The organism is Kitasatospora sp. NPDC088264, assembly GCF_040685715.1.
In the GTDB taxonomy this organism is placed as follows: domain Bacteria; phylum Actinomycetota; class Actinomycetes; order Streptomycetales; family Streptomycetaceae; genus Kitasatospora.
This window is the reverse complement of record NZ_JBFBIR010000009.1, coordinates 26,951-52,780: the sequence shown is the minus strand read 5'-3', so window position 1 is coordinate 52,780 and position 25,830 is coordinate 26,951. Positions and strand designations below refer to the sequence as shown.

The 25,830-nt window shown below is 73.1% G+C and carries 20 protein-coding genes and 1 tRNA gene; 2 read left to right on the top strand and 19 right to left on the bottom strand.

The genetic code is table 11. The annotated features are described in order from the left end of the window. Positions 1 to 83: 83 nt before the first annotated feature. From rho to AB0O82_RS09900, 7 genes are all read right to left on the bottom strand, one after another. Positions 84 to 2,201, bottom strand: a complete 2,118-nt coding sequence (gene rho, locus AB0O82_RS09930) for a transcription termination factor Rho (protein ID WP_363581978.1) — start codon at positions 2,199 to 2,201, stop codon at positions 84 to 86. Between the two features lie 596 nt (positions 2,202 to 2,797). After that, positions 2,798 to 3,736 carry a homoserine kinase gene (gene thrB, locus AB0O82_RS09925; protein ID WP_363581976.1) on the bottom strand — a complete coding sequence of 313 codons (939 nt, stop codon included), beginning with the start codon at positions 3,734 to 3,736 and terminating at the stop codon, positions 2,798 to 2,800. Positions 3,737 to 4,097: 361 nt separating this feature from the next. After that, positions 4,098 to 5,195, bottom strand: coding sequence for a threonine synthase (gene thrC / locus AB0O82_RS09920; RefSeq protein ID WP_063347816.1), 1,098 nt, complete (start codon positions 5,193 to 5,195; stop codon positions 4,098 to 4,100). Positions 5,196 to 5,204: 9 nt separating this feature from the next. Beyond that, on the bottom strand, positions 5,205 to 6,497 hold the full coding sequence (locus tag AB0O82_RS09915) for a homoserine dehydrogenase (protein WP_363581974.1): 1,293 nt from the start codon (positions 6,495 to 6,497) through the stop codon (positions 5,205 to 5,207). Positions 6,498 to 6,635: 138 nt separating this feature from the next. Then, positions 6,636 to 8,078: a diaminopimelate decarboxylase gene (gene lysA, locus AB0O82_RS09910; protein WP_363581972.1), complete on the bottom strand. Its 1,443-nt coding sequence runs from the start codon at positions 8,076 to 8,078 to the stop codon at positions 6,636 to 6,638. Positions 8,079 to 8,163: 85 nt separating this feature from the next. Then, a complete protein-coding gene (argS, locus tag AB0O82_RS09905; protein ID WP_363581970.1) occupies positions 8,164 to 9,825 on the bottom strand; it encodes an arginine--tRNA ligase in 1,662 nt (553 codons plus the stop codon). A gap of 84 nt (positions 9,826 to 9,909) precedes the next feature. Beyond that, complete coding sequence (locus tag AB0O82_RS09900) at positions 9,910 to 10,329, bottom strand: response regulator (protein WP_363582150.1); 420 nt, start codon at positions 10,327 to 10,329, stop codon at positions 9,910 to 9,912. 198 nt (positions 10,330 to 10,527) lie between these two features. On the opposite strand from AB0O82_RS09900, the gene AB0O82_RS09895 reads away from it, so the two are divergent. Next, positions 10,528 to 10,599 (top strand) — tRNA-Arg (locus tag AB0O82_RS09895). A 109-nt stretch (positions 10,600 to 10,708) separates the two neighbouring features. Here the strand turns inward: AB0O82_RS09895 and AB0O82_RS09890 are convergent. The 4 genes from AB0O82_RS09890 to AB0O82_RS09875 form a co-directional block, all read right to left on the bottom strand. After that, entirely contained in the window at positions 10,709 to 11,737 is a 1,029-nt protein-coding gene (locus AB0O82_RS09890) for a serine protease (RefSeq protein ID WP_363581968.1), read from the bottom strand. A 116-nt stretch (positions 11,738 to 11,853) separates the two neighbouring features. Continuing rightward, a complete protein-coding gene (locus AB0O82_RS09885) occupies positions 11,854 to 12,768 on the bottom strand; it encodes a carbohydrate kinase family protein (RefSeq protein ID WP_363582148.1) in 915 nt (304 codons plus the stop codon). 84 nt (positions 12,769 to 12,852) lie between these two features. After that, positions 12,853 to 14,289, bottom strand: coding sequence for an MFS transporter (locus tag AB0O82_RS09880; RefSeq protein WP_363582146.1), 1,437 nt, complete (start codon positions 14,287 to 14,289; stop codon positions 12,853 to 12,855). A gap of 263 nt (positions 14,290 to 14,552) precedes the next feature. Next, on the bottom strand, positions 14,553 to 16,259 hold the full coding sequence (locus tag AB0O82_RS09875) for a DUF885 domain-containing protein (RefSeq protein WP_363581966.1): 1,707 nt from the start codon (positions 16,257 to 16,259) through the stop codon (positions 14,553 to 14,555). A 162-nt stretch (positions 16,260 to 16,421) separates the two neighbouring features. Between AB0O82_RS09875 and AB0O82_RS09870 the strand changes: the two genes are divergently transcribed. Next, a complete protein-coding gene (locus AB0O82_RS09870; protein ID WP_363581964.1) occupies positions 16,422 to 17,177 on the top strand; it encodes a TetR/AcrR family transcriptional regulator in 756 nt (251 codons plus the stop codon). 51 nt (positions 17,178 to 17,228) lie between these two features. On the opposite strand, the gene AB0O82_RS09865 is transcribed toward AB0O82_RS09870, so the two are convergent. The 8 genes from AB0O82_RS09865 to AB0O82_RS09830 form a co-directional block, all read right to left on the bottom strand. Then, the gene (locus AB0O82_RS09865) at positions 17,229 to 18,080 is read right to left on the bottom strand and encodes a fumarylacetoacetate hydrolase family protein (RefSeq protein WP_363581962.1); all 852 of its coding nucleotides are present in this window, start codon (positions 18,078 to 18,080) and stop codon (positions 17,229 to 17,231) included. Between the two features lie 208 nt (positions 18,081 to 18,288). Then, positions 18,289 to 19,497 (bottom strand): serine/threonine-protein kinase, encoded by a 1,209-nt coding sequence (locus AB0O82_RS09860; protein WP_363581960.1) that lies wholly within the window; start codon positions 19,495 to 19,497, stop codon positions 18,289 to 18,291. Positions 19,498 to 19,590: 93 nt separating this feature from the next. After that, a complete protein-coding gene (locus tag AB0O82_RS09855) occupies positions 19,591 to 20,574 on the bottom strand; it encodes an ABC transporter substrate-binding protein (protein ID WP_363581958.1) in 984 nt (327 codons plus the stop codon). A 92-nt stretch (positions 20,575 to 20,666) separates the two neighbouring features. Further along, complete coding sequence (locus AB0O82_RS09850) at positions 20,667 to 21,458, bottom strand: amino acid ABC transporter ATP-binding protein (RefSeq protein ID WP_363581956.1); 792 nt, start codon at positions 21,456 to 21,458, stop codon at positions 20,667 to 20,669. Continuing rightward, on the bottom strand, positions 21,455 to 22,546 hold the full coding sequence (locus AB0O82_RS09845) for an amino acid ABC transporter permease (protein ID WP_363581954.1): 1,092 nt from the start codon (positions 22,544 to 22,546) through the stop codon (positions 21,455 to 21,457). The genes AB0O82_RS09850 and AB0O82_RS09845 overlap by 4 nt, the downstream gene beginning before the upstream one ends. Before the next feature lie 28 nt (positions 22,547 to 22,574). Next, complete coding sequence (locus AB0O82_RS09840; protein WP_363581952.1) at positions 22,575 to 23,525, bottom strand: ABC transporter substrate-binding protein; 951 nt, start codon at positions 23,523 to 23,525, stop codon at positions 22,575 to 22,577. Positions 23,526 to 23,535: 10 nt separating this feature from the next. Beyond that, a complete protein-coding gene (locus AB0O82_RS09835) occupies positions 23,536 to 24,048 on the bottom strand; it encodes a GNAT family N-acetyltransferase (RefSeq protein WP_363581950.1) in 513 nt (170 codons plus the stop codon). Then, positions 24,045 to 25,214 carry an LLM class flavin-dependent oxidoreductase gene (locus tag AB0O82_RS09830; RefSeq protein ID WP_363581949.1) on the bottom strand — a complete coding sequence of 390 codons (1,170 nt, stop codon included), beginning with the start codon at positions 25,212 to 25,214 and terminating at the stop codon, positions 24,045 to 24,047. Before AB0O82_RS09830 ends, AB0O82_RS09835 begins: the two co-directional genes overlap by 4 nt. Positions 25,215 to 25,830: the final 616 nt, after the last annotated feature.

The following is a 25,830-nucleotide window of genomic DNA, read 5'->3' as shown; positions in this document are numbered from 1 at the left end:
TGGAACAAAGCCGAGTGGACGCACCGAACCCCGGACCGCTCGCGCGGTCCGGGGTTCGGTGGGCGACAACCGTCCGGCTACGGTCAGTCGTTGGAGCCGGGGGTGGTCTTGGCGATCTGCATCAGGAACTCGGCGTTGCTCTTGGTCTGCTTCATCTTGTCCAGGAGCAGCTCGATCGCCTGCTGCGAGTCGAGCGCGTGCAGCACCCGGCGCAGCTTCCAGACGATGGCCAACTCCTCGCTGCCGAGCAGGATCTCCTCCTTGCGGGTGCTGGAGGCGTCCACGTCGACGGCCGGGAAGATGCGCTTGTCCGAGAGCTTCCGGTCGAGCTTGAGCTCCATGTTGCCGGTGCCCTTGAACTCCTCGAAGATCACCTCGTCCATGCGCGAGCCGGTCTCGACCAGCGCGGTGGCCAGGATGGTCAGCGAGCCGCCGTTCTCGATGTTGCGCGCGGCGCCGAAGAACTTCTTCGGCGGGTACAGCGCGGTCGAGTCGACACCACCGGACAGGATGCGGCCGGAGGCCGGCGCCGCCAGGTTGTAGGCGCGGCCGAGGCGGGTGATCGAGTCCAGCAGGATGACCACGTCGTGGCCCAGCTCCACCAGGCGCTTGGCGCGCTCGATGGCCAGCTCGGCGACGGTGGTGTGGTCCTCGGCCGGGCGGTCGAAGGTCGAGGAGATGACCTCGCCCTTCACCGACCGCTGCATGTCGGTGACCTCTTCCGGACGCTCGTCGACCAGGACGACCATCAGGTGGCACTCGGGGTTGTTGTGGGTGATCGCGTTGGCGACCGCCTGCAGCACCATCGTCTTGCCGGTCTTCGGCGGCGCGACGATCAGACCGCGCTGGCCCTTGCCGATCGGCGACACCAGGTCGATGATCCGGGTGGTCAGGATGCCCGCGTCGGTCTCCAGACGCAGCCGGTCCTGCGGGTAGAGCGGGGTGAGCTTGTTGAACTCGGGGCGGCCGCGGCCGCTCTCCGGGTCCATGCCGTTGACGGAGTCCAGCCGCACCATGGCGTTGAACTTCTCGCGGCGCTCGCCGTCCTTGGGCTGACGCACCGCGCCGGTGATGGCGTCGCCCTTGCGCAGGCCGTTCTTGCGGACCTGGGCGAGCGAGACGTAGACGTCGTTCTGGCCCGGCAGGTAGCCGGAGGTGCGCACGAACGCGTAGTTGTCGAGGATGTCGAGGATGCCCGCGACCGGGATCAGGACGTCGTCCTCGCCGACCTGCGGCTCGGCGGGGCCGGCCTCGAAGCCCTCGCGGCGGGCGCCACGGCCCCGGCGGTCGCGGTAGCGGCCACGGCGGCCACGGCGGCCGTCACCGAACTCGTCGTCGTCGTAGCCGCCCTGCTGGACCTGCGGCTGCTGGGTCTGCTGGCCGCCCTGGCGGGCCTGCTGGCCGTCGCCCTGACCGGCCTGCTGCTGGCCGCCGCCCTGCTGGGGCTGGCGGTCGGTGCGCTCGCGGCGGTTGCGGCGGTCGCGGCGCGACTCGCGGGAGTCGCCGTCCTGGGCCTCGCCGCCGTCCTGGCGCTCGGCGCGCTCGGGGCGGTCGGCCCGCTCCGGGCGGTCGCCGCGGTCCCGGCGGTCCCGGCGGTCGCGACGGGTCTCGGTGCGGCCCTCCTCGCGGCCCTCGAAGGCGCGGGTCTCGGCCTGGCGGGTCTCGGCCTGCTTGGGCTCGGCCACCGCAACGGCGGCGTCGGCCGTGGCGTCGGCGGTCGGGGCACCGGCGGCCGAGGTGGCGCGGCGGCGGGTGCGCTCGGCACGGGCGGGCGCGGCGGTCTCGGCGGCGGCCTGGACCGGGATCTCGATCTGGGCCTGCGACTCGGCGGCGGCCGGGGCCGCGGCGGCGGTAGCGGCAGCGGCGGCGGCCTTGGTGCGGCGGGCCGGCTTCTCGGCCGGCGCCTCGGCGGCGTCCGCCTTGGCGGCGGTGCGCTTGGCGGCGGCCGGAGCACCACCGGCGGCGAGCAGCGGGTCTCCGCCGCTCTTCTCCTTGATGGTCTCGATCAGCTGGCTCTTGCGCATGCGTCCGGTACCGGTGATGCCCAGGTCCCCGGCGAGCTTCTGCAGCTCGGCCAGGACCATGCCGTCCAGGCCGGCGGCGGCGGTACGGCGGCGCCGCGCCGGGGCCGCGGGGGCGGCGGCTGCGTCCGACGCCTCGGCGTCCGGGCGCGCGCCCATCAGATCGGTGGAGTCGCTCACTAAGGGTCCTTCCCTGGAGCGGACGTCGGCCTGTCTGGCTCGGCGACCGGTTGTGCTGTCCTGACCGACGCTCGACTGCGTCGGTCCGAGGCGGTGATCCCCCGAAAGGCGGAAGCCGGTCGAGGGAGAGCTGCGAGGTGCGGTGCGTGAAGCACGGTGGTGCTGAGTGGCGCGGCGGGCCGGTCGGTCGTGTGCCGACCGGGCGTACCCCCACGCTTGCCTGCGAATCCCGGGCCCCCGTCGCGTGACGGTGGACCGCGCTCCGCCCGTCCTGGCCTCAAGGTGGGAGGCCGCGGGTGGGAGTCAGGTGCCGTCACGGCTTCGGGATGCGGCCGCGTGTCGCGCAGGCAGGCTGCGTACGCGCTGCGGTGGGCTCCCGGAGAATCGTCGCCCCGTGCATCGCCGCGACTCCACGGCAGTGGAGTGCTGGGATCGGGACGCGGCGCACCGAGCCCCGGAGGGCACCTGGTGCAGCAATGAGGTTAACACTACCGACCCCCTCAGACATTCCCCAGCCTTGCGCTTGCCAATCGTGTCCGGACGGCCCGGCTCTCAGGTGGCCGGGCCGGGCCGGACGAGCAGCCCGGACGGGCCGTTCAGCCGTCCAGCGGGAGCACGGTGACCCCGATCCGGTCGAGCTCCAGGCGGTGCGCGGCGAACGCCGGGTCGCCGCCGTGGCCGTGGTGCCCGGCGAAGGAGAGCACCTTGTCGGCGCCCGCCTCGTCGGTGAGCGCGAGGACGGTCGGGCCGGCCCCGGAGATCACCGCGGGGACGCCCTCCGCGCGCAGCGCGCCCACCAGGGCGGCGCTGTCGGGCATGGCGGAGGAGCGGTAGTCCTGGTGCAGGCGGTCCTCGGTGGCGGCGAGCAGCAGCTCGGGCCGCCTGGTCAGCGCCTCGACCAGCAGCGCGGCGCGGCCGGCGTTGACGGCGGCGTCGGTCAGCGGCACGGTCTTCGGCAGCAGGCCGCGGGCGGTCTCGGTGAGCACCTCGTCAGCGGGGACGAACACCACCGGGACGACCTGGTCGGAGGGCTCCAGGCTGACCGCCTTGGCCGACTCCTCGTCGGTCCAGGCGATGGTGAAGTTGCCGCGCAGGCAGGCCGCGACGTTGTCGGGGTGGCCCTCCAGCTCGGAGGCGAGGGCCAGCAGCGCGTCGTCGTCCAGCGCGGACGGGCCTCCGATGGTGACCGCGCGGGCGGCCACGATGCCGGCGCAGATCGCGGCCGAGGAGGAGCCGAGGCCGCGGCCGTGCGGTATCCGGTTGGCACAGACCACTTCGAGGCCGCGCGGCTGGCCGCCGAGGCGGTCGAAGGCGGCGCGCATCGAGCGGACCAGCAGGTGGCGCTCGTCGCGGGGCAGCGTGTCGGCACCCTCGCCGGCGATGTCGATGGAGAGCCCGGAGTCGGCGACCCGGACGACCACGTCGTCGTACAGGCCCAGCGCGAGGCCGAAGGCGTCGAAGCCCGGGCCGAGGTTGGCACTGGTCGCGGGAACCCGGACCCGGACGGCGGCGGCACGGAACGCGGGACCGGCCATGCGGTGGACTCTCCTGGGGAAATCGGGCGGCGCGGATCGCGTCGTCGGTGCGAAGGCGGGGAATGGACCACAGGCCCCGGCGGGGCGGGCGGTCACGGTCGTTGGCGCGGCCTGGAGAAGGCCGGACCCGGGGCATGTGCCACACGGCCGAACCCAGAGTATCGAAGAGAGGTTCCCCAGTGGTACACCCCGTGGTCCTCCGATCTGGTGTGTTGCCGCTTCTGGCCGGAATGCGTACCGGAATCGGATCGGAATGCGCGGCGTAATTGACACAAAAGTGTCACCGGAGAACATCGACGGGCCGACCCCCGAAAGGGTCGGCCCGTCGAGGCGTCGGGCGCCCGTGGAGCCCGACGGCAGGTCAGTCGAGCAGGCCCAGGCGCTGCGCCGCCGCCTCCGGGTCGATCGGGACGATCTGCGGCTGCGGCGCGCCGGCCACCGCCCAGTCCGGGTCCTTGAGGCCGTTGCCGGTCACGGTGCAGACGATGCGCTGGCCCGGGTCGACCAGGCCGGCCTCCGCCTTGGCCAGCAGGCCGGCCACCGAGGCGGCCGAGGCGGGCTCCACGAAGACGCCCTCCTGCGCGGCCAACAGCCGGTAGGCGGAAAGGATCTGACGGTCCGTCACCTTGTCGATGAGGCCGCCCGACTCGTCCCGCGCGGCGAGCGCGAAGTCCCAGGAGGCCGGGTTGCCGATCCGGATCGCGGTGGCGATGGTCTGCGGCTTGAGCACCGGCGCGCCGTCCACGATCGGGGCCGAGCCGGAGGCCTGGAAGCCCCACATCCGCGGGGTGCGCGTGGCCAGGCCGTCGGCGGAGTACTCGCGGTAGCCCTTCCAGTACGCGGTGATGTTGCCCGCGTTGCCGACCGGCAGGACGTGGATGTCCGGGGCGTCGCCGAGCATGTCGACGATCTCGAAGGCCGCGGTCTTCTGGCCCTCGATCCGCACCGGGTTCACCGAGTTGACCAGCGCCACCGGGTACTTCTCGGACAGCTCACGCGCGAGGGTGAGGCAGTCGTCGAAGTTCCCGTCCACCTGGAGGATCTTGGCGCCGTGCACCAGCGCCTGGCCCATCTTGCCGAGGGCGATCTTGCCCTGCGGGACGAGCACCGCGCAGACCATCCCGGCCCGCACCGCGTACGCGGCGGCGGAGGCCGAGGTGTTGCCGGTGGAGGCGCAGATGACGGCCTGCGCCCCCTCCTCCTTGGCCTTGGAGATGGCCATCGTCATCCCGCGGTCCTTGAAGGAGCCGGTCGGGTTGGCACCCTCGACCTTGAGGTAGACCTCGCAGCCGGTGCGCTCGGACAGCACCTGGGCGGGGACCAGCGGCGTGCCGCCCTCCAGCAGGGTGACCACCGGGGTGGCCGCGGTGACCGGCAGGCGGTCCCGGTACTCCTCGATCAGGCCGCGCCACTGGTGGGTGTGCGCGCCTCGGACGACGTTCTCGGCAACGGCGTTCATGGCTGTTCCTTACTCCCCTTCGACCCGCATGATGCTGGCCACGTCCCGCACGCTGTCCAGCGCGCGGAGCTTGTCGACCGTCGCCGACAGCGCGGCGTCGGTGGCACGGTGAGTGACCACGACGAGCGAGGCGTCGCCGTCGCGGCCCTGCTGGCGCACGGTGTCGATGGAGACGCCGTGCTCCGCGAAGACGGACGCGACCTGGGCGAGGACACCCGCACGGTCGTCCACGTCCAGGCTGACGTGGTAGCGGGTGACCACCTCGTCCATCGGCTTGGCGGGCAGCTGCGTGTACACCGAGTCACCGGGACCGGTGGCACCGGCCAGCTTGTTGCGACAGACCGCGACCAGGTCGCCGAGCACCGCGGAGGCGGTCGGCGAGCCGCCCGCGCCCGGGCCGTAGAACATCAGCCGGCCGGCCGCCTCGGCCTCGACGAACACCGCGTTGTACGCCTCGCGGACGGAGGCCAGCGGGTGCGACAGCGGGATCATCGCCGGGTGGACCCGCGCGGTGACGGACTCGCCGTCCGCCGCCCGCTCGCAGATCGCGAGCAGCTTGACCACGCAGCCCATCTCCTTGGCGGAGGCGATGTCGGCGGCCGTCACCTCGGTGATGCCCTCGCGGTAGACGTCCGCCGCGGTGACCTTGGTGTGGAAGGCGATGCCGGCCAGGATCGCGGCCTTGGCGGCGGCGTCGAAGCCCTCGACGTCGGCCGTCGGGTCGGCCTCGGCGTAGCCCAGCGCGGTGGCCTCCTCCAGCGCCTCCGAGTAGCCGGCGCCGGTGGTGTCCATCTTGTCGAGGATGAAGTTGGTGGTGCCGTTGACGATGCCCAGCACCCGGTTGACCTTGTCCCCCGCGAGGGACTCGCGCAGCGGGCGCAGCAGCGGGATCGCGCCCGCCACCGCGGCCTCGTAGTACAGGTCCACCCCGGCCGCGGCGGCCGCGGCGTGCAGTTCGGTGCCGTCCTTGGCGAGCAGCGCCTTGTTGGCGCTGACCACCGAGGCGCCCCGCTGGAACGCCGACAGGATGAGGTGTTTGGACGGCTCGATGCCGCCCACGACCTCGACCACCACGTCGATGTCGCCCCGGTTGACCAGGGCCTCGGCGTCGGTGGTGATCAGGTGCTCGGGCACGCCCGGGCGCACCCGGCCGGCCCGGCGGACCGCGATCCCCGCGAGCTCGACCGGGGCACCGATGCGCGCGGCGAGGTCGTCGGCCGTCGTCGTCATGATGCGCGCCACCTCGGAGCCCACCACACCACAACCCAGCAACGCCACCTTCAGCGGGCGCGTACGCATCATCCGACTCCGCTCTGCATTCTTCGTGCTTCGGTAATTCCGGCGGGATTCTGGGGGCCGCCGGGAACTTCGGTCCGTACCAGTCTCGGGGACTTCCCGCACGGATCTACGGTCGTTCCATGATCTGAGACAAGGATTTCGTCATCCGATATCGAGACGCAGGAGATCCTCCTCCGTCTCGCGCCGGACGATCACCCGCGCGGCGCCGTCCTTGACGGCCAGCACGGGAGGCTTCAGGGCGTGGTTGTAATTGCTCGCCATCGAGCGGCAGTACGCGCCGGTTGCGGGCACCGCGATCAGGTCGCCCGGGGCCAGGTCGGCCGGCAGGAAGGCGTCCCGGACCACGATGTCGCCTGACTCGCAGTGCTTGCCGACCACCCGCACCAGCATCGGCTCGGCGTCGCTGCGGCGCGACACCAGGGCCACCGAGTACTCGGCGTCGTACAGCGCGGTCCGGATGTTGTCGGACATCCCGCCGTCCACGCTGACGTAGGTGCGCAGGCCCTCCAGCGGCTTGACGGTGCCGACCTCGTACAGCGTGAACGCCGTCGGGCCGACGATCGCCCGGCCCGGCTCCACGCTCAGCCGGGGGGTGTTCAGGTTCGCGGCGGCGCACTCGCGGCGCACGATGTCGGCCAGCGCGGCCGCGATCTCGGCCGGCTCGCGCGGGTCGTCCTCGCTGGTGTACGCGATGCCCAGGCCGCCGCCCAGGTCGATCTCGGGCAGCTCGACGCCGTGCTCGTCGCGGATCTCGGCCAGCAGGCCGACCACCCGGCGGGCGGCCACCTCGAAACCGGCGGTGTCGAAGATCTGCGAGCCGATGTGCGAGTGGATGCCGCGCAGCTCCAGGCCCTCGTGCCCGAGCACCCGGCGCACCGCCTCGGCGGCCGAGCCGCCCTCCCGTCGCCCACCACCACCCTCGACCGAGCCGCTTCGCGGCGCGGCCAGACTCAGGGACAGCCCGAACTTCTGGTCCTCGTGCGCCGTGGCGATGAACTCGTGGGTGTGCGCCTCGACGCCGACGGTGATCCGGATCAGCACCTGCTGGCGGACGCCCTGGCGGGCCGTGATCGCGGCCAGCCGCTCGATCTCCTCGTAGGAGTCGACCACGATGCGCCCGACGCCGGTCTTCACCGCGTGTTCGAGCTCGTCCGCCGTCTTGTTGTTGCCGTGCAGCGCGATCCGCTGCGGCGGCATCCCGGCGGCCAGCGCCACCGTCAGCTCGCCGGAGCTGCACACGTCGAGGTTCAGGCCCTCCTCGTGCAGCCAGCGCACGATCGCCTTGGAGAGGAACGCCTTGCCGGCGTAGAAGACGTCCGCCTCGGTGCCGAAGGCGTCGCGCCAGGCCCGCGCCCGGGCCCGGAAGTCGTCCTCGTCGAGCACGTAGGCCGGCGTGCCGAACTCGGCCGCCAGGGACTTGACGTCGATCCCGCCGACGGTGGCCACGCCCTCGGCGTCGCGGGCGACGGTGCGCGACCAGACCTTGGGGTCGAGCGCGTTCAGGTCGGCCGGCGGGGCGGCGTAGTGGCCCTCGGGCAGCACGTCACCGTGACGGGGGCCTGCGGGGTGTGCGGAGCGAGACATGTCCTGCTTCCTTGACCTATGGCGAGGGGCGGCGACGGTCTCCGTTGACCGTCAGCCGCCCCCGCTGCGCACTTGGGGGTGGTGCCTACATCCGCTCGGGCGCCGTGACGCCCAGGAGCGTCAGGCCGTTGGCCATCACCGTTCGCGTGGCCTCGACCAGCCAGAGCCGGGCGCGGTGCGTGTCCGTGAGCTCCTCGTCGCCCTTGGGCAGGAACATGCAGTTCTCGTACAGGCGGTGGTACTTGCCCGCCAGGTCCTCCAGGTAGCGGGCGACCCGGTGCGGCTCGCGCAGCTCGCCGGCCGTGGCCAGGATCCGCGGGAACTCGCCGAGGGCACCGAGGATGTCGTTCTCCCACACGGTGGCGAGCAGCTCGGGCTTGAAGTCCTCCGCCGCGCCCTTGTCGACGCCGAGCTGCGCGGCCTTGCGGGCCACGCCGCACATCCGGGTGTGCGCGTACTGGACGTAGTAGACCGGGTTCTCGTTGGACTGGCTGGTCAGCACGTTGATGTCGAGCGTGATGGTGGAGTCCGTGGGGGACCGCGTCAGGGTGTAGCGGGCGGCGTCCACGCCGATCCACTCGATCACGTCGTCGATCGTGATGATGTTGCCGGCCCGCTTGGACATGCGGACCTCTTCGCCGTCGCGAAGCATCTTCACGAACTGGCCGATCTTGACCTCGATGTTGCGGTTCATGTCGTCGCCCGCGCAGGCCACGATGGCCTTCAGCCGGTTGACGTAGCCGTGGTGGTCGGCGCCCAGCATGTAGACGGAGACCTCGGCACCGCGGTCCCGCTTCGACAGGTAGTACGCGGCGTCGGCGGCGAAGTAGGTGGTCTCGCCGTCGGCCTTGACCAGGACGCGGTCCTTGTCGTCGCCGAAGTCGGTGGTGCGCAGGAAGACCGCGCCGTCCTGCTCGAAGACGTGGCCCTGCTCGCGCAGCCGGTCCATGGCCTTCTCGACCGCGCCGGATTCGTGCAGCGTCTTCTCGGAGAACCAGACGTCGAAGTGGGTGCCGAACTCCTGCATCGAGCGCTGGATCTCGGCCACCATGAGCTTGAGGCCCTCGGTGCGGAAGGCCTCCAGCTGCTCGGCGTCGGGCAGGTCGAGCACGCCCGGGACGCCGTCGGTGATCGCCTTGGCGATGTCGCCGATGTACTCGCCCACGTAGCCGTCGGCGGGGACGGGCTGACCGTTCGCGGCGGCCTTCAGCGAGCCGGCGAACTTGGAGATCTGCACGCCGGCGTCGTTCAGGTAGTACTCGGTGGTGACGTCGGCGCCGCTGGCCCGCAGCACGCGCGCCAGCGAGTCGCCGACGGCGGCCCAGCGGACGCCGCCGATGTGGATCGGGCCGGTCGGGTTGGCGGAGACGAACTCCAGGTTGATCTTCAGGCCCTTGAGCGCCTCGTTGCGCCCGTAGGCCTCGCCCGTCTCGACGATGGTGCGCGCCAGCGCGCCCTGGGTCGCGGCGTCCATGGTGATGTTCAGGAAGCCCGGCCCGGCGATGTCGACCTTGGCGACGCCGGTGATCCCTCGCAGGCGGTCGGCCAGCAGTTCCGCCACGGCTCGCGGCGGGCGGCCGGCCGCCTTGGCGAGCTGGAGGGCCACGTTGATCGCGTAGTCGCCGTGGTCCCTGTTCTTGGGTCGCTCGACCGTCACGTGCTCGGGCACGGCGACGGTCAGCTCGCCCGCCTCGACGGCGGCGCTCACTGCGGCCTGGACTGCCTGGGAAAGCTCTGCGGGTGTCACGACGCCAAGCGTAGGCGAGACGGGGTGCCCGCCCGCCACCCGGTTTGCCGGTCGGGACGCCCGCGAGCCCTCCCGTCAGCGGTGTCAGCCTCGATCGGTCCGCTCTGTTCGCTCAGGGCGAAACCCGCCCGGCTGTCCTCCCAGGGCCATCAGCCGCCGCACCAGCGCCACCAGATCGGCCGGGTCGAAGGGCTTGCCGAGGTAGCCGTCCACCCCGACGGCCTCCCCCAGGTCCAGATCGGCCGGGGTGCAGGCACTCACGATCGCGATCGGCAGCCGGCTGGTCCCCGGGGTCGCGCGCAGCCGGGCCGCCGTCCGCAGGCCGTCCAGGCGCGGCATCATCACGTCCAGCGTCACCACGTCCGGCTTCACCCGGCGGACCACCTCCAGGCACTCGGCGCCGTCGGCGGCGGTCACCACCTCGAAGCCCTCGAGCTCCAGGTTGACCCTGATCAGCTGGCGGATCACCTCGCTGTCGTCCACCACGAGGACCCGCCCGGACACTCCCGACACCTCACCGAGGGTATCGGCGCCCCCGCCGCCCCGTCCGGCCTTTGGGCACTTCCACCGACCCCCGCCGCCCGCCGCCGGCGCACCCCGCACCCGCTCCGGCACCCCCGCCGCAAACCCGTGCACGGACCACGCCCGGAGCCTGGTAGTGTTCTTCACGTCGGAGGCCGAAACGCCGACGACACCGAGCAGGCCCCCGTAGCTCAGGGGATAGAGCACCGCCCTCCGGAGGCGGGTGCGTAGGTTCGAATCCTACCGGGGGCACTTCGCAAGGAGTGCAACTGAGGCCCAGATCAGTGGAGTTGATCCACGGATCTGGGCCTTCGTCATGTCCGGGCCCGGTTGGCGGCGCGCGGTGCCGGCCCGGCCGGGCTCAGGACGAGGTGCCCTCGACCTGGGAGACCAGCCCGGCGATGGTGTGGTCGAAGTAGGCGCTGTAGGACACGTCGTCGGTGTCGCCGCCCTGCTGGTAGCCGCCGATGGCGCCGACCACGTCGCCGGTGGCGACGTTGATCCAGGGGCCGCCGCTGGTGCCGGACGGGTAGGCGGGGCAGTCGATGACGCGCTGGTAGGTGCTCTGCCGGCCGGTGGTGTTGGTGCACAGGATGGGCTCCTCGGCGTCGCCGGGGTAGCCGTAGAGGCGGACGGTCGCGCCGAAGGGCTCGTCGGCGCCGAGCCGGTTGCCGCCGACCACGTCCTCGACGTTGCGGCCGTTGCTCGGGGCCGTCTCCAGGACGGCGAAGTCCTCGTCCTGGTCGCCCTTCTGGGACCAGCCGGTGGTGGTGTGGACCGCGGTGACCTGCCAGCTGCCGTACGGGGCGGAGCCGTCGCGGTAGCCGGGGACGAAGGTGACGCCGCCGGCGCTGCTGAGGCAGTGCGCGGCGGTCAGCAGCAGGTTGCCGCCGGGGCTGTGCAGCACGCTGGCGGTGCAGAAGTGGTTTCCGGCCGCCACGGTGCCGCTGAACAGCGCGCCCACGGTGGCCGCTTCGGGGGTGGCGGCGGCGGTGGCGGTGGTGCCGAGGACGGCGCCGCGGGTGTCGGGGGTGGCCGGCGCGGAGGGCGTCGGGGTGGCCGCCGGGGCGCTGCCGGGGTCGGCGCTCGCACTGTCGGTCGGGCTGTCGGCCGGGCTGTCGGCCGGGGCGGCGGAGGGGCTGTCGGTCGGAGCGGGGGCGTCGACCGGTGCGGGTGCGGCGGGCGCCTCGGACGCGGGCCCGGTCGCCGCCGGCGCGACGGCGGCCCGGGAGCTGCGGGCCGCCTTCCCGGCGGCCGTCGCGTCGGACAGGCTCAGCCCGTGCGTACCGGTGACCACGGCGGCCACCACCACCGCCGAGAGCGCGGTGAACAGGGTCGGCCCCAGAAGGCTGCGGCGGCGGCGCGACGTCGGGCGGCGGTGCTGACCCATGTCTGTCTCTCCTGCCAGTGATCGACGGTTTCCCGGGGGCTGCGTGCGATCAACGACTATGCCGTTTCAGCCTGGAAAGGTCGTTACCGGTGGCTGGGATATCCATGAGAAAAACCTCACCCGTCGGCGAGTAAGCGGTCCAGCGCGCTCCCCAGCTCCTCGGCCCCGACGAAGGCGGTGTGCGTCCCGGCGACGGTGCAGGTGAAGGCACCCGCGACCGAGCCGGCCCGGGCGCACTCCAGCGGCGGGCGGCCCCGGAACCAGGCGGCGAGGAAGCCCGCGACGAAGGCGTCCCCGGCGCCGTTGGTGTCCACCACCGGGCGGCCCGGGTCGACGGCCGGGAGGTGGTGCACCTCGTCGTCGTCCCGGGTGAGCAGGTAGCAGCCGTCGGCGCCCGCGGTGGCGGTGACGACACCGGCGCGGCCCTCGGCGAGGATCGCGCGCATCACCTGCTCGTGCCGGCCGCGGCAGCCGGCCACCGAGAGGAACACCAGGTCCGAGCCGAGCGCGTAGTCGCGGTGGTGCGGGTTGGTGCCGTCCCAGTCGTGCAGGTCGGTGGAGGTGGTGCGGCCGAGCCGGTGGAGGTCGGCGTACATGTCCCGGTTGACGCCGGTGATGGAGAGGTGGACGTGCCGGCTGCGCCGCGCGTACGGCAGGTAGAACTCGGGCGGCAGCCGCAGGTCGGCGGGGTGGCGGCCGTCGAAGAAGGAGAACCGGCGGCCGGCGGCGTCCACCAGGTTGACCCCGCGCGGGGTGCCGTGCGGGCTCACCAGGTGCGCGAAGTGCAGGCCGTGGCGCTCGTAGGAGGCGCGGACCAGGGCGCCCTGCGGGTCGTCGCCGAGGAAGTCGAGGAAGGCGGTGCGCAGGCCGAGGTGGTGGGCGCCGAGGGCGACGCCGTTGCCGGTGTGGCCGACGTAGTCGCGGACGGGTCCGACGAACAGCGAGTCGCCGGGCGGGACCTCCAGCCGGTCCACCCGGACGATGGTGTCGACGCCGGAGCCGCCGACGACGAGCAGGTCGAACTCGGGCAGCACGACGGCGCCTCCTCGGTTCCTGGACGGTGGCCAGGAGTCAAGCAGGCGCCGGAGGTTGACTGCAAGGTCTTGCTGAAAATTTCAGGGTTCTCGTCGGGGCTCCGCCGGGACGGCCGTGTGGGCCTGCGCCCCGCCCGGGACGACGGTCGTCACAGCGGGCGCCGGCCGGTGGTCGATCACCCGGAAGGCGATCAGCGCGGCCAGCAGCAGGACGCCCGTCGACACCCAGGTGGCGACCACGTAGCCGTGCACCGTGCCCTGGGCCCGTACCGCCGGCGACGAGGCGATCCGGGTGGCCAGGAACGACGCGGTGGCACTGGCCGCGACCGTGTTCAGCAGCGCCGTGCCGAACGAACCGCCCACCTGCTGGGCCGAGTTGATGGTGGCCGAGGCCGCGCCCGCCTCGTGCGGGGAGACCCCGAGGGTGGCCAGGTTCATCGACGGCATGAAGACCAGGCCCATGCCGGAGCCGAGCAGCAGCTCGGCGGGCAGCACCGTGCCGGCCCACGGGCTGTCGACCGTCATCCGGGTCAGCCAGGCCATGCCGGCCGCGGCGAGCAGCAGCCCGGGGCAGACCAGGTTCCGGGTCGGCACCCTGGTCATCAGCCGGGCCGCGAAGCCGGTCGAACTGAGCACGATGGCGGCCGTCATGGGCAGGAAGGAGACGCCCGACAGCACCGGCGAGAAGTGCTTGATGACCTGGAGGTAGTAGGTGAGGAAGAGGAACAGGCCGAACATGCCGATCATGGCCAGGCCGACCGAGAGGGCGGCGCCTCCGCGGTTGCGGTCGGCGACGATGTGCAGCGGCAGCAGCGGGTGCGCGGTGCGCCTCTCGACCAGGACGAACACCGCGAGCAGCGCCAGACCGACGGCCAGCGAACCGAGCACCAGCCCGTCGCCCCAGGTCCGGGTGACGGCCTCGGACGTGCCGAAGACGATCGCCAGCAGGCCGCCGCAGCCGAGCAGCGCGCCGGGCAGGTCGAGCCGGACCCGGCGCCCCCCGGCGGCGTTGTCGCGCTCCAGGAGGCCGGTGGCCGCGAGGGCCGCGGCGGCGGCGATCGGGACGTTGACGAACAGGCACCAGCGCCAGTCCAGGTACTCGGTCAGCAGCCCGCCCAGGATCAGGCCGAGTGCGGAGCCGCCGGCGGCGATCGCGCCGAAGACGCCGAAGGCCGTACTGCGCTCCCTGGGGTCCGTGAAGGTGGTGGAGAGCAGCCCCAGGGCCGAGGGGGCGAGCAGGGCGCTGAACCCTCCCTGGAGGGCGCGGGCACCGAAGAGCATGGCGGAGCCGTCCGCCGAGCCGCCGAGGGCGGAGGCGGCGGCGAAGCCCAGCAGGCCGACGGTGAAGACGCGTTTGCGGCCGAAGAGGTCGCCCAGCCGTCCGCCGAGCAGCAGCAGGCCGCCGAAGGCGAGCGTGTAGGCGGTGATCACCCACTGCCGGTCGGCGTCGGAGATGCCCAGGTCCCGCTGCGCCGACGGCAGCGCGATGTTCACGATGGTGACGTCGAGGACGATCATGAGCTGGGCGATGGCGATGACCACCAGCACCCACCAGCGGCGGCTGTCCGCGTTCTCATGACCGGTGGCGGTTTGCGCAGACACTGGTCAGCCTTCCGGAGGGGTACGGAGGGGTCACGCAGTCGGGGATGTCACGCAGTCGCCTTCAAGCGAAGCTCCCGCACGGGCGGATGGCAAGGAAAAACCTCGCCAAATCGACCTTTTCGGGCCAAAGGACCAGCGGCCCCGGGGCTCGCGGACGAGGCCCGGGGCCGACGGCCGCCCTACAGCGCGGACAGCTCCTCGACCAGGTCGTCCAGCCCCAGCGAGCCCTGCGAGAGCGCCGCCATGTGCCAGGCCTTGAGGTCGAACTCCTCGCCGCGCGCCTCGTGCGCCGCCCGCGCCGCCGCCCGGCCGCGCAGCCAGGCGCGCTCGCCCAGCTTGTAGCCGATCGCCTGGCCGGGCATGCCCAGGTAGCGGACCAGTTCGCTGTCCAGGTAGTCGGGGGTCAGGCCGCAGTACCGGCCGAAGAACTCCCGGGCCGCCTCCGGGCTGACCGGCTCGCCCGGCAGGTACGGGGAGTCGGCCGGGAAGTCCAGGCCCGCGTGCATGCCGATGTCGACGATCACCCGCAGCGCGCGCATCATCTGCGCGTTGAGGTAGCCGAGGCGGTGTCCCGGGTCGGTGAGGTAGCCGAGCTCGTCCATCAGGCGCTCGGCGTACAGCGCCCAGCCCTCCAGGTTGGCGCTCACCCCGCCCAGGCTGACCTGGTAGGTGGAGAGCCGGTCCGCGACGTAGTTCCACTGCGCGAGCTGCAGGTGGTGGCCCGGGACGCCCTCGTGGTACCAGGTGGAGACCAGGTCCCAGACCGGGAAGCGCTCCCGGCCGAGCGCCGGCAGCCAGGTCCGCCCGGGGCGGCTGAAGTCCAGCGAGGGCGCGCTGTAGTACGGCGCGGCCGCGCTGCCGGGCGGGGCGATCCTCGACTCGACCCGGGTGATCGGCTCGGCCAGGTCGAAGTGGGTGCCCTGGAGGTCCCGGACCGCCTGGTCCATCAGCTCCTGGAGGTACACGCGGGTGGCCTCGGCGCCCTCCACGGCCGGGCCGTCCGCCTCCAGCCACTTCATCGCCGCCATCGGGCCGGCGCCCGGACGTACCTTCTCGGCCTCGGCCTCCATCTGCGCGAGCAGGTCGTGGAACTCGCCCCAGGCCCACGTGTAGGCCTCGTCCAGATCCAGGTCGGAGCCGGTCCAGAAGCGGACGAAGCGGCGGTAGCGCTCGCGGCCGGTGGTGTCGGGGGTGTCCGCGGCGGCCGGGCCGTAGACGTCGCGCAGCCAGTCGCGCAGGGCGGCCAGCGCCTCCCCGGCGGCCAGCGCGGGCCCGGACAGCTCGGCGCGCAGGCCCTCCGGCGCGCCCTGGACGAACTCGCCGAACCAGCCGCCGGGTACGTCCCCCTCCAGCCACTCGCCGAGCTGCCCGACCACGGTAGCCACCTGGCGCGGGCCGGACAGCAGGCCGCGCTCGATGCCGGCGGCCAGCGTCTCCCGGTACTGCGCCAGCGCGAGCGGGACGCGGGCCAGCCGGCGGCCGACCACCTGCCACTCGGCCTCGGTGTCGGTCCCCATCAGGGTGAAGACGTCCCGGACCTCGTGCACCGGGGAGCCCAGGTTGCGCACCGCGCGGAAGTTCTCCCCGGCCTCGTGGACGGCGAGGGAGGCGGTCAGCCGCTCGCGCAGCAGCCGGGCGCAGCGGCGCTCCGCCTCGTCCTGCGCGGCGTCGGAGCGTTCGGCCTCGGCAAGGGCCGCCAGGGTGCGGCGGCCGAGGTCGGCGATCGCCTCGGCACCGGCCGGCGAGAGGTCGGGCAGCCGGTCGTCCTCGGGGCTGAACCCCAGGTAGACCGCGGTCAGCGGGTCGAGTTCGGCCAGGGCCCGGACGTAACCGTCGGCGATGCGACGCGGGGTGGTGGCGTCGGAGGTGATCAGTTCTTCAACCATTCGGACATCATGGCGTGGCGAGGGCTGATTGCAAGCCTTTACCGGGCGATCGGTGACATGCACCGGCCGACCGCCGCCGGGCGGGCCCGGACAAACACACGTTCGGGAAACCGCCGCGCGCGACAGGATCCGATCGGGCCCACGCCCATTACGCTGACCGCCATGGAAGCCCGCCCCACCACGGCAACCGACCAGGTGCCCGCCCCGGCCGCACCCGGCCCCCGCCCGCGCCGCACCGGCTACCGGCGACTGCCGGTGCAGCAGCGTCGTGAACAGCTGATCGCGGTCGCTCTGGAACTGTTCGCCGCCCGGCCGCCCGAGGAGGTGGGCCTGGACGACGTCGCCGAGGCCGCCGGAGCCTCCCGCCCGCTGGTCTACCGCTACTTCGCGGGCGGCAAGCAGCAGTTGTACGAGGCCGCGCTGCGCAGCGCGGCCGACGAGCTGACCAGCCGCTTCGCCGTCCCGCTGGCCGGGACCCCGTCCGAGCAGCTGGCGGCCGTCCTGGACGGCTACTTCGCCTTCGTGGCCGAGCACGACGCCGGCTACTCGGCGCTGCTGCGCGGCGGTTCGGTGGTGGAGACGGCCCGCACCTCGGCGATCGTCGACGACGTCCGGCGGGCGGCGCTCAAGCGGACCCTGCGGCACCTCGGCGTGCGGGAGGCCGGGCCCCGGCTGACGCTGCTGGTGCGCTCGTGGATCGCGGTGGTCGAGGGCGCGTCGCTGACCTGGCTGGACGAGGGGCGCACGCTGCCGGTGGGCGAGCTGCGCGACTGGCTGGTGGACCAGTTCACGGCGATGGCGGCGGCGACCGCGCTGCACGACCCGCAGACCGCGCAGGTGCTGGCCCTGCTGCTCGCGCTGGAGGGGCCGCAGGCGTCGCGGGCCGAGCGGCTGCGCGAGGTGCTGGCGGCCCGGTGACCCGACCCCCGTGCCCGGGGTCGGGGCGGCCGGTGCCGCGCCGGCGGGGCGTTACGCCGTGCCGAGCACCTGCCGCTGGCGGCCGAGGCCCTCGATCTCGATCTCGACGATGTCGCCCGGGGCCAGGAACGGCGTACCGGGGTGGCCCAGGGTGACGCCGGCCGGGGTTCCGGTGACGATCACGTCGCCCGGCTCCAGGACCATGAACTGGCTGACGTAGCGGACCAGTTCGAGAACCGGGAAGATCATCTCGCCGGTGTTGCCGTCCTGCCGCAGCTCGCCGTTGACCCACAGCCGCAGCGGCAGCTGCTGCGGGTCGGTCACCTCGTCCGCGGTGACCAGCCAGGGCCCCAACGGGGTGAAGGTCTCCGCCGACTTGCCCTTGTCCCACTGGCCGCCGCGCTCGAACTGGAAGGCCCGTTCGGTGACGTCGTTGGCGATCGTGTAGCCGGCGATCACCGCCGCGGCCTCCTCGTGCCCGGCCAGGTAGCGGGCGGTGCGGCCGATCACGAGGGCCAGCTCGGCCTCGTAGTCGGTCTTCTCGCCGCCGCGCGGCACCAGCACCTCGTCGTACGGGCCGACCACGGTACAGCTCGGCTTGAGGAAGATCACCGGCTCGTCCGGGGCCGCGACCCCGGCCTCGGCGGCGTGGTCGCGGTAGTTGAGCCCGATGCCGACCACCTTGCCCGGACGGGCGACCGGCGCGCCCACCCGCTGCCCGGCGAGGTCCACCCGGGGCAGCGCCCCGGCGGCCACGTCCCGCGCCAGGGCGGCGGCGTCCAGCCCGGCCAGGAAGGCCCCGTCAATGTCCCGGGCACGCCCGGAGAGGTCGTACCCGATGCCGTCCTGGCCCAGCACGACCGGGCGCTCGGCGCCCGGGGGTCCGACGCGGAGGAGCTTCATCGATCCGTCACCAGCCTTTTCGTCGTAGCTCGCCGGGGCGGCCGAAGACACCGCGCCCGACTCCGGCAACGAGGTATATCAACGCCACCGGTCGGTGGACCAGACAGTCCCGATGGGCGGATTCCTATCAATTCCCACAGTCGCCGCAGGCGGCGAATCAGCGGCCCGCACGGTTGACAGCCTCCCGTCCGTGCGGCGCCGAGGGCCCTCAGCCGCCCTGCGGGCCGCCGCCGAGCAGGCCGGCCAGGCTCAGCGCCCGCGGCCGGCCCGGCCCGCTCCGGGCGGCCTCCCGGTGCCAGCGGTCCAGGTCGCGCAGCGCGTCGGCCCGGACGTCCGGTTCGGCGGCCGGCTCCGCGGCCAGCTCGCGCAGCAGCGCGACGGCGGCGCCCGGGCTGCCGTCCTGGGCCAGCCAGAGGGCCAGGTCGTGGCAGGTGCGCAGGGTGCGCGGGTCGGCCGGGCCGCAGATCCGGGCGAGGTCGGGGATGAGCGCGGTGAGCATCTCGACGGCCTCCCCGGGGGCGCCCTGCGCGCCGCGCCGCCAGGCCTGGTCGGCCCGGCGGCGCAGCTGCTCCGGGCTGGGGTCGTCCGGGCGGAGCACCCCCGGCCGGATCCGGCGCAGCCGTTCCAGCACCTCGGCGGCGGTGGCCGGCCGGTCCGCGGGCCGTTTGGCGAGCAGCCCGGCGACCAGGTCGGCCAGCGCCGGATCGGTGCTGCGCACCCGGGGCGGGGTCTCCTCCAGGTGCTTGTACATGTACTCGGCGGCCGAGGAGGCGCGGAACGGGCGCCGCCCGGTGCAGAGTTCGTACAGCATGACGCCGAGCGCGTAGAGGTCGGCCCGGCCGTCCACGGCGGCGCCGGACCAGCACTCGGGCGCCAGGTACGGGACGGTGCCGACCACGCTGCCGGTGGAGGTGAGCACCGCGGACTGGGTGAGCAGCCGGGCGATGCCGAAGTCCAGCACCTTGGCCTTGCCGCCCGCGTCGACCATCACGTTCTCGGGCTTGATGTCGCGGTGGACGACGCCCGAGCGGTGCGCGGCGTCCAGTGCCTTGCAGACCTGGCGCATCCACTTCAGCGCGGCCTCCTGGTCCGGGGCGCCGTCCTTGAGGATGTCGGACAGGGCCCGGCCGCGGACGAGTTCCAGCACCAGGTAGTGGGTCCCCCCGGCGGCGGTCGTGACCAGGCCGTAGTCGTACACGGTCACGATGTGCGGATTGGAGAGACCGCCGGCCGTGCGGGCCTCGCGGACGAACCGCCCGACGGCCTCCCGGTCGGCGGCGTGCTCCGCCAGCAGCAGCTTGACCGCGACCTCGCGGTCGAGCCGCCGGTCGGTCGCCTTCCAGACCACACCGAAGCCGCCCCTGCCCAGCCACTCGTCCAGCCGGTACCGGCCGTCGAGCACCTCCCCCTGCTGCATGTCCTCCCCCAAGTCCGCCGTGTCCGGGCGGTGTTCGCCGCCGGAGGGGTCACCATAGCGGCGGGGGGCGGCGAACGGGTGAACGGACGGGCCCTACTGCTTGGGCAACCCGGGCGGGTTGACCTCGGAGGTCGGCACGGCCTCGTTGTCCAGGCCCCAGCGCTTGAGCACCTGGCCGTAGCTGCCGTTCCTGATCACCTCGTTCAGCGCCTCGTTGAGCGCCCGGACCAGCCCGTTGCCCTTGCGGGTGGTCGCGGCGATCTTGCCGAGGACGTCCGCGCCGCCGCCCGAGTAGGTGCCGACGATCTCGGTCTCGCCGGTCTGCGCGACGTGGAAGGCCAGGCTGGGATTGGGGCCGACGTAGGCGTCGATCCGGCCGGAGGAGAGCGCCAGGTAGAACTCGGTGCCCTGGAAGTACTTGATGTCGATCGGCTTGAGGCCGTTCCTGGTGTTCTCCTCGCTCCAGGAGATCAGCAGCTTCTCCTGGTTGGTGCCGGAGGAGACGCCGACCGACCTGCCCGCCAGGTCCTTGGCGCCGGCGACCTTGAGGCCGCTGCCCTTCCTGGCCTCGAAGCCGAGGACGTCCAGCCGGTAGGTGGCGAAGTCGTACTTCTCCTTGCGCGCCTCGGTGACGGTGATGTTGGAGAGGCCGACGTCGTACTTGCCGCTGTCCAGGCCGACGAAGATGTTCTCCCAGGAGACCGGGTTGAACTCGACCTTGAGGCCGAGCACGTTGCCGACCAGGGCGGCGATGTCCGGCTCGACGCCGATGATGGTCCTGTCGTCGTTGGCGTAGAAGTCCAGCGGCGGGGTGGTGCCGAGGGAGTCGACGACGGCCAGCGTCCCCCTCCGCCTGATCTCCTCCGGGACGAGCGCCGCGATCGCGTCGACCTTGGCCGTGGTCACCCGGTTCTGCTCGGCCGTCAGGTTCACCACGGCGCCGTTCGGCGCGGTGCTGCCCTTGGCCGGGGCGAGTTCCGCCGTGGCTCCCGAGGACGCGCCGCCGCAGGCGGTCAGGGCGAGGGCGGCGGCGAGGGCGGCGGCGGCGGTCACCAGGGCGCGACGGGGTAGGGGCATGGCGGAACTCCTGCTCGGTGAAGGGGGTTTCGGTGCAGTGGGGAGGGCTGGAGCACCTCGGCTCAGGGCACCTCGGTTCAGAGCACCTCGGCTCAGAGCACCTTGGCGAGGAAGGCCCGGGTGCGTTCGTGCCGGGGGCGGTCCAGGACTTCGGCCGGCGGACCCTGCTCGACCACCACGCCGCCGTCCATGAAGACGACGGTGTCGGCGACCTCGCGGGCGAAGCCGATCTCGTGGGTGACCACGATCATGGTGGTGCCGGTCCGGGCGAGGTCCTTGATGACGTCCAGCACCTCGCCGACCAGCTCCGGGTCGAGCGCCGAGGTGGGCTCGTCGAACAGCAGCACCTTCGGCTCCAGGGCCAGCGCCCGGGCGATCGCCACCCGCTGCTGCTGGCCGCCGGAGAGCTGCCGGGGGTACGCGGCGGCCTTGTCGGCCAGCCCGACCCGCTCCAGCAACGCCAGCGCCGTCGCCCTGGCCTCGGCCCTGGGGCGGCGCAGCGCGGCGATCGGCGCCTCGACCAGGTTCTCCAGCACGGTGAGGTGCGGGAACAGGTTGAAGTTCTGGAACACGAAGCCGATGTGGGTGCGCTGGCGCAGCACCTCGCGCTCCTTGAGCTCGTACAGCCGGTCGCCGGAGCGCCGGTAGCCGATCAGCTCGCCGTCGATGGCGACGTAGCCGCCGTCGAGCTTCTCCAGGTGGTTGATCGCGCGCAGCAGCGTGGACTTGCCGGAGCCGGACGGGCCGAGCACCACGGTGACCGAGCCGACCGGGACGTCCAGGTCGACGCCGCGCAGCACCTCCAGTGGCCCGAAGCTCTTGTGCAGGCCGCGGACCTGCACCATCGGTGCGGCCGCCGGTTCGGTCTTGGTGAGCGTGGTCATCGACGTCCTCCGGTGGTGCGCGCGGTCGCTGCGCGAGTGGTCGGCGTGCGGGCGGTCGGCGTGCGGGCGGGCAGGCTCCGGACGAAGGCCCGGGCGCGCTGGAGCGGGGTGGGCGGCGGGGTGCGCTGCGCGCCGCGGGCGAAGTAGCGCTCGACGTAGTACTGGCCGATGGACAGCACCGTGGTCAGCAGCACGTACCAGACGGTGGCGACCATCAGCAGCGGCACCACCCGGCCGGTCCGGCCGTAGACCACCTGGGCCTGGTAGAAGAGCTCGCCGATGGCCATCACGTAGACCACCGAGGTGCCCTTGAGCAGTGAGATCACCTCGTTGGCGGCGGCCGGCAGGATGCCGCGCATCGCCTGCGGCAGCACGATCCGCCAGCCCTGGCGCCAGCGCGGGATGCCGAGCGCGGTGGCGGCCTCCCGTTGGCCTGCGTCCACCGCGATGACGCCGCCGCGGATGATCTCGGCGGCGAACGCGGCCTGGTGCAGCCCGAGGCCGAGCACGGCGGCGCCGAGCGCGCTCAGCACGCCGACCGTCTCGAAGTCCCCGAAGGTCGGGCCGAACGGGATGCCGATCCCGAACCGCTTGTAGAGGTACGACAGGTTGAACCAGAACACCAGCTGGACGATCAGCGGGATCGAGCGGAACACCCACACGTACGCCCAGGCGATGGACTGGAGGATCGCGCTGCGGGACAGCCGCATCGCGGCCACCACGGCGCCCAGCAGGAAGCCCAGCCCGGTGCCGTAGACGGTGAGTTCGAGGGTGCGGCCGACCGCCTGGACGATCGTGTCGGCGGTGAAGTAGACCCGGAAGGTGGCCCAGTCCCAGCCGGGATTGGTGGCCAGGCCGTGGGCGAACTGGGCGAGCACGACGAGGGCGGCGACCCCGATCCCCCAGCGCCAGGGGTGCCGGGCGGGGACGGCCCGCAGAGCGGCCAGTTCGTCGAGGTCCAGACGGGCGCCGGTGCCCGGACCGGGATCGGGTCCGGACGCCGGTGCCCGCTCGACCCGGGCCTGGGCCTGGGCCTCGGCTTGAGCCTCGGCTTGGGCCTGGGACGTCGCGGTGGTGCTGGCGGTCATCGGGGGGCTCCTTCGGCAGACCCGGGGATCACTGGTGTTCGGGCGGGCTGATCAGGGACTCCTTGATCGCCGATTCGGCGACCCCCCACTTCTTGAGGATCCGCTCGTACGTCCCGTCCTTGATCAGCTGGTTGACCGCCGCCTGGAAGGCCGGGGTGAGCTTCGAGCCCTTCTTGAACGCGAAGCCGACGTCCAGCCGGTGGAACTCGCCGAGGAAGCGCGTCCCGGAGGCCTCCTGCGCGGCCTGGTAGCGCAGGCCGTTGATGGTGGACATCAGGACGTCGACCCGGCCCTGCTGGAGGCCGGTGAGCACGGCCCCGGGGTCGCTGAACGCCCTGACCTCGTACGGCTTCTTCCCGGCGTCGGTGCAGGCGTTGCGCTTCGCGTTCAGCGTGGTCTCGAAGGTGGTGCCGGCGCCGGTGCCGATGGTCAGCCCGCAGAGCTGGAGCAGGTCGGTGACCGGCTGGACGGCCTGGTTGTCCTTGCGGACGGCGAAGCCCTGGCCGTCGTCGATGTAGGTGACGAAGTCGATGGTCTTCAACCGGGCCGTGGTGACCCCGAAGTTGCCGGTGCCGACGTCGAACTTGCCGCTGTCCAGGGCGGGCAGGATGGTCTCGAAGGCGGCCTCCTGGCGCTGCACGGTCAGCCCGAGCAGCCTGGCCACCGCATCGGTGAAGTCCACGTCGATCCCGGCCGGCTTCTTGGTGGCCTGGTCGGCGTAGAAGGCGGTGGGCGGCGAGCCGAAGGACGCGCCGAAGGTCAGCGTGCCGGCCTTGCGGACCTCCTCGGGCAGCAGCGCGGCGGCGGCGTCCGACTTCGCGAGGCCGGAGACGACGTCCTGGGAGACGGCGGTGGCGGCGGGCCCGCTCGCCCCCGCCGGGCCCGCGATCTTCGGGTCCGAGCCGCACGCGGCCAGCGCCAGCACCGGCAGCAGGGCGGTGGCCGCGAGCAGGCGGCGGCGGACGGTGGTGCTTCTCACGGGGGGCCTTTCAGGGGGTCGGAGCCAGCACCGGCAGGTGCTTCTCGAAGGGGAGCGGGCCGATCGTCAGGGGATCGGCGGCGACGTCGAACAGCGGGGTGTAGCCGGACGCCAGGTAGAGGCCCCTGGCCTCGGGCTGGCGCGGACCGGTGGTGAGGTAGATCCGGGCGTAGCCGGCGGCGGCCGCCGTCCGCTCCAGCTCGGCCAGCACCCGACGGGCCAGGCCGCGGCGGCGGTGCGCGGAGTGCGTCCACATCCGCTTCAGCTCGGCGGTGCGCTCGTCGTACCGCTTGTACGCGCCGCCGGCGACCGGCTCGCCGTCCTCCAGCAGGAGCAGCAGGACGCCGTGCGGCTCGGCGAAGGCGTCCCGGGGGTAGCGGGTCATCTCCTGGTGCGCCTCGGGGCCGTAGCGGCTGACGTACTCGTGGGTGAGCTCGCGCAGCAGCGGTTCGACCAGCGGGTCGTCGATGGTGACCCGGCGGAACCCGGCCGCCGGGCCGGCCCACCGGTCCGGAGCGCTCACGCCTGCACCGCGATCAGCTGGTGCCGGTCCCGCTCGGTCCGCTCGGCGCGCTCGGCCGCCGCCGCGGCCTTGGCGGCGTCCCGCTTGGCGACCTCCTCGCGGACGATCGGGATGACGTGGCGGCCGAAGTCGATCGCGTCGTCGAGCAGGTGGTAGCCGCGGGCGGAGAGGATGTCCACTCCGAGGTCGTAGTAGTCGAGCAGCGCCTCCGCGACCGTCTCCGGGGTGCCGACCAAGGCGTTGGAGTTGCCGGCCCCGCCGGTGGCCGCGGCGGTCGGGGTCCACAGCGCGCGGTCGTAGCGCTCGCCGGCCTCGGCGATCTCGATCAACCGCTGGGAGCCGGTGTTCTCGGGCGCTGCGGCGCCGAACGGGCGGCCCCGGCGGACGAGTTCCCCGGACTCCCGGCGGGCCTTGATCGCGGCCACCGTCCGGTGCGCCTTCTCCCAGGCCAGTTCCTCGGTCGGCGCGATGATCGGCCGGAACGCCACCTGGATCCGCGGCACGTCGGTGCGCCCGGCGGCCCGGGCCGCCTCCTTCACCCGCTCGATCTGCTCGGCGGTGCGGGCCAGCGGCTCGCCCCACAGGCAGTAGACGTCCGCCTCGGCGCCGCCGGCCGCGTAGGCGGCGTCCGAGGAGCCGCCGAAGGAGACCCCGGGGCGCGGCTGCTGGACGGGGAAGACGTCGGAGACGAAGTCGTTGAAGCGGTAGTGGGCGCCCTCGTGGTCGAAGGGCTCCCGGCTGGTCCACGCCTTCTTGACGATGCCGATGTACTCGCGGGTGCGCTCGTAGCGCTCGTCCTTGGACAGGAAGTCGCCCTCGCGCTGCTGCTCGTGGTCGCTGCCGCCGGTGATGAAGTGGACGGTCAGCCGCCCGTCGCTGATCTGGTCCAGGGTCGCGAAGGTCTTGGCGGCGAAGGTCGGGTAGGAGACGTTCGGCCGGTGCGCCAGCAGGATCTGCAGCCGGTCCAGGTGCGAGGCGAGGAAGGCCGCCGCGGCCGCGGGTTCCGGGGAGCCGGCGCCGTACGCGAAGAGCACCCGGTCCCAGCCGTGGTCCTCGTGGGCCCGGGCCAGCCGCAGGGTGTAGTCGCGGTCGAAGGCGGCGGTGGAGCGGGGGGTGGTCTCCGAGCCGTCGCCGGTGGCGGCGATACCGAGGAATTCGACGGGCATGGCGGAACCTTTCGGGGTGAGCGGGGTCCGGTGGACTGCGGGTGGGCAGGCCGGAGCCGGCCGGGGCGGGGCGGCCGTGGACACGGGTGCGCGGCGGCCGCGCCGACGGTGGGGTCGGCGCGCGCGGCGGGAGGAGGTGGGAGGCAGACGTGGACGAGGGAGTACTGCCGGAGTTCAGTGCGAGGTCGTCGGACGGCAGCGTGCGCCTGGGACGCCGTCAGCTGGGGACGGCTGGTCCCGGCCCGCGGCGGGGCAGACCGAGGGAGGGCTCCCCGCGGGAGATCGGGGCCGGACGGGCGGCCCGCTGCCGGGTCAGCCGCGACACGCCGCGGACCACACCCGACCGAAGTCGATGTGGTCGCGGGTGACCAGGGGCTGCTCGGCGTACATGGCCTCAAGTTGAACAGCCTGCCAAGTGGTCCGTCAACCACCCATCATTGCCGCTCTGTTGCGATCTCCTGTCGTCCTGCGACCGGTCCGCGCCGGGCCCCGGTCGGAGCCCGGACCACCCTTGACAGCCGTCGATCGCGCATGCGTACGATCACGGCGGAGTGCAGTGCACAGCGCCGGCCGTGTTGAGGGACGCGGGCCGGTGCGACGGCCGTACGTGACCACA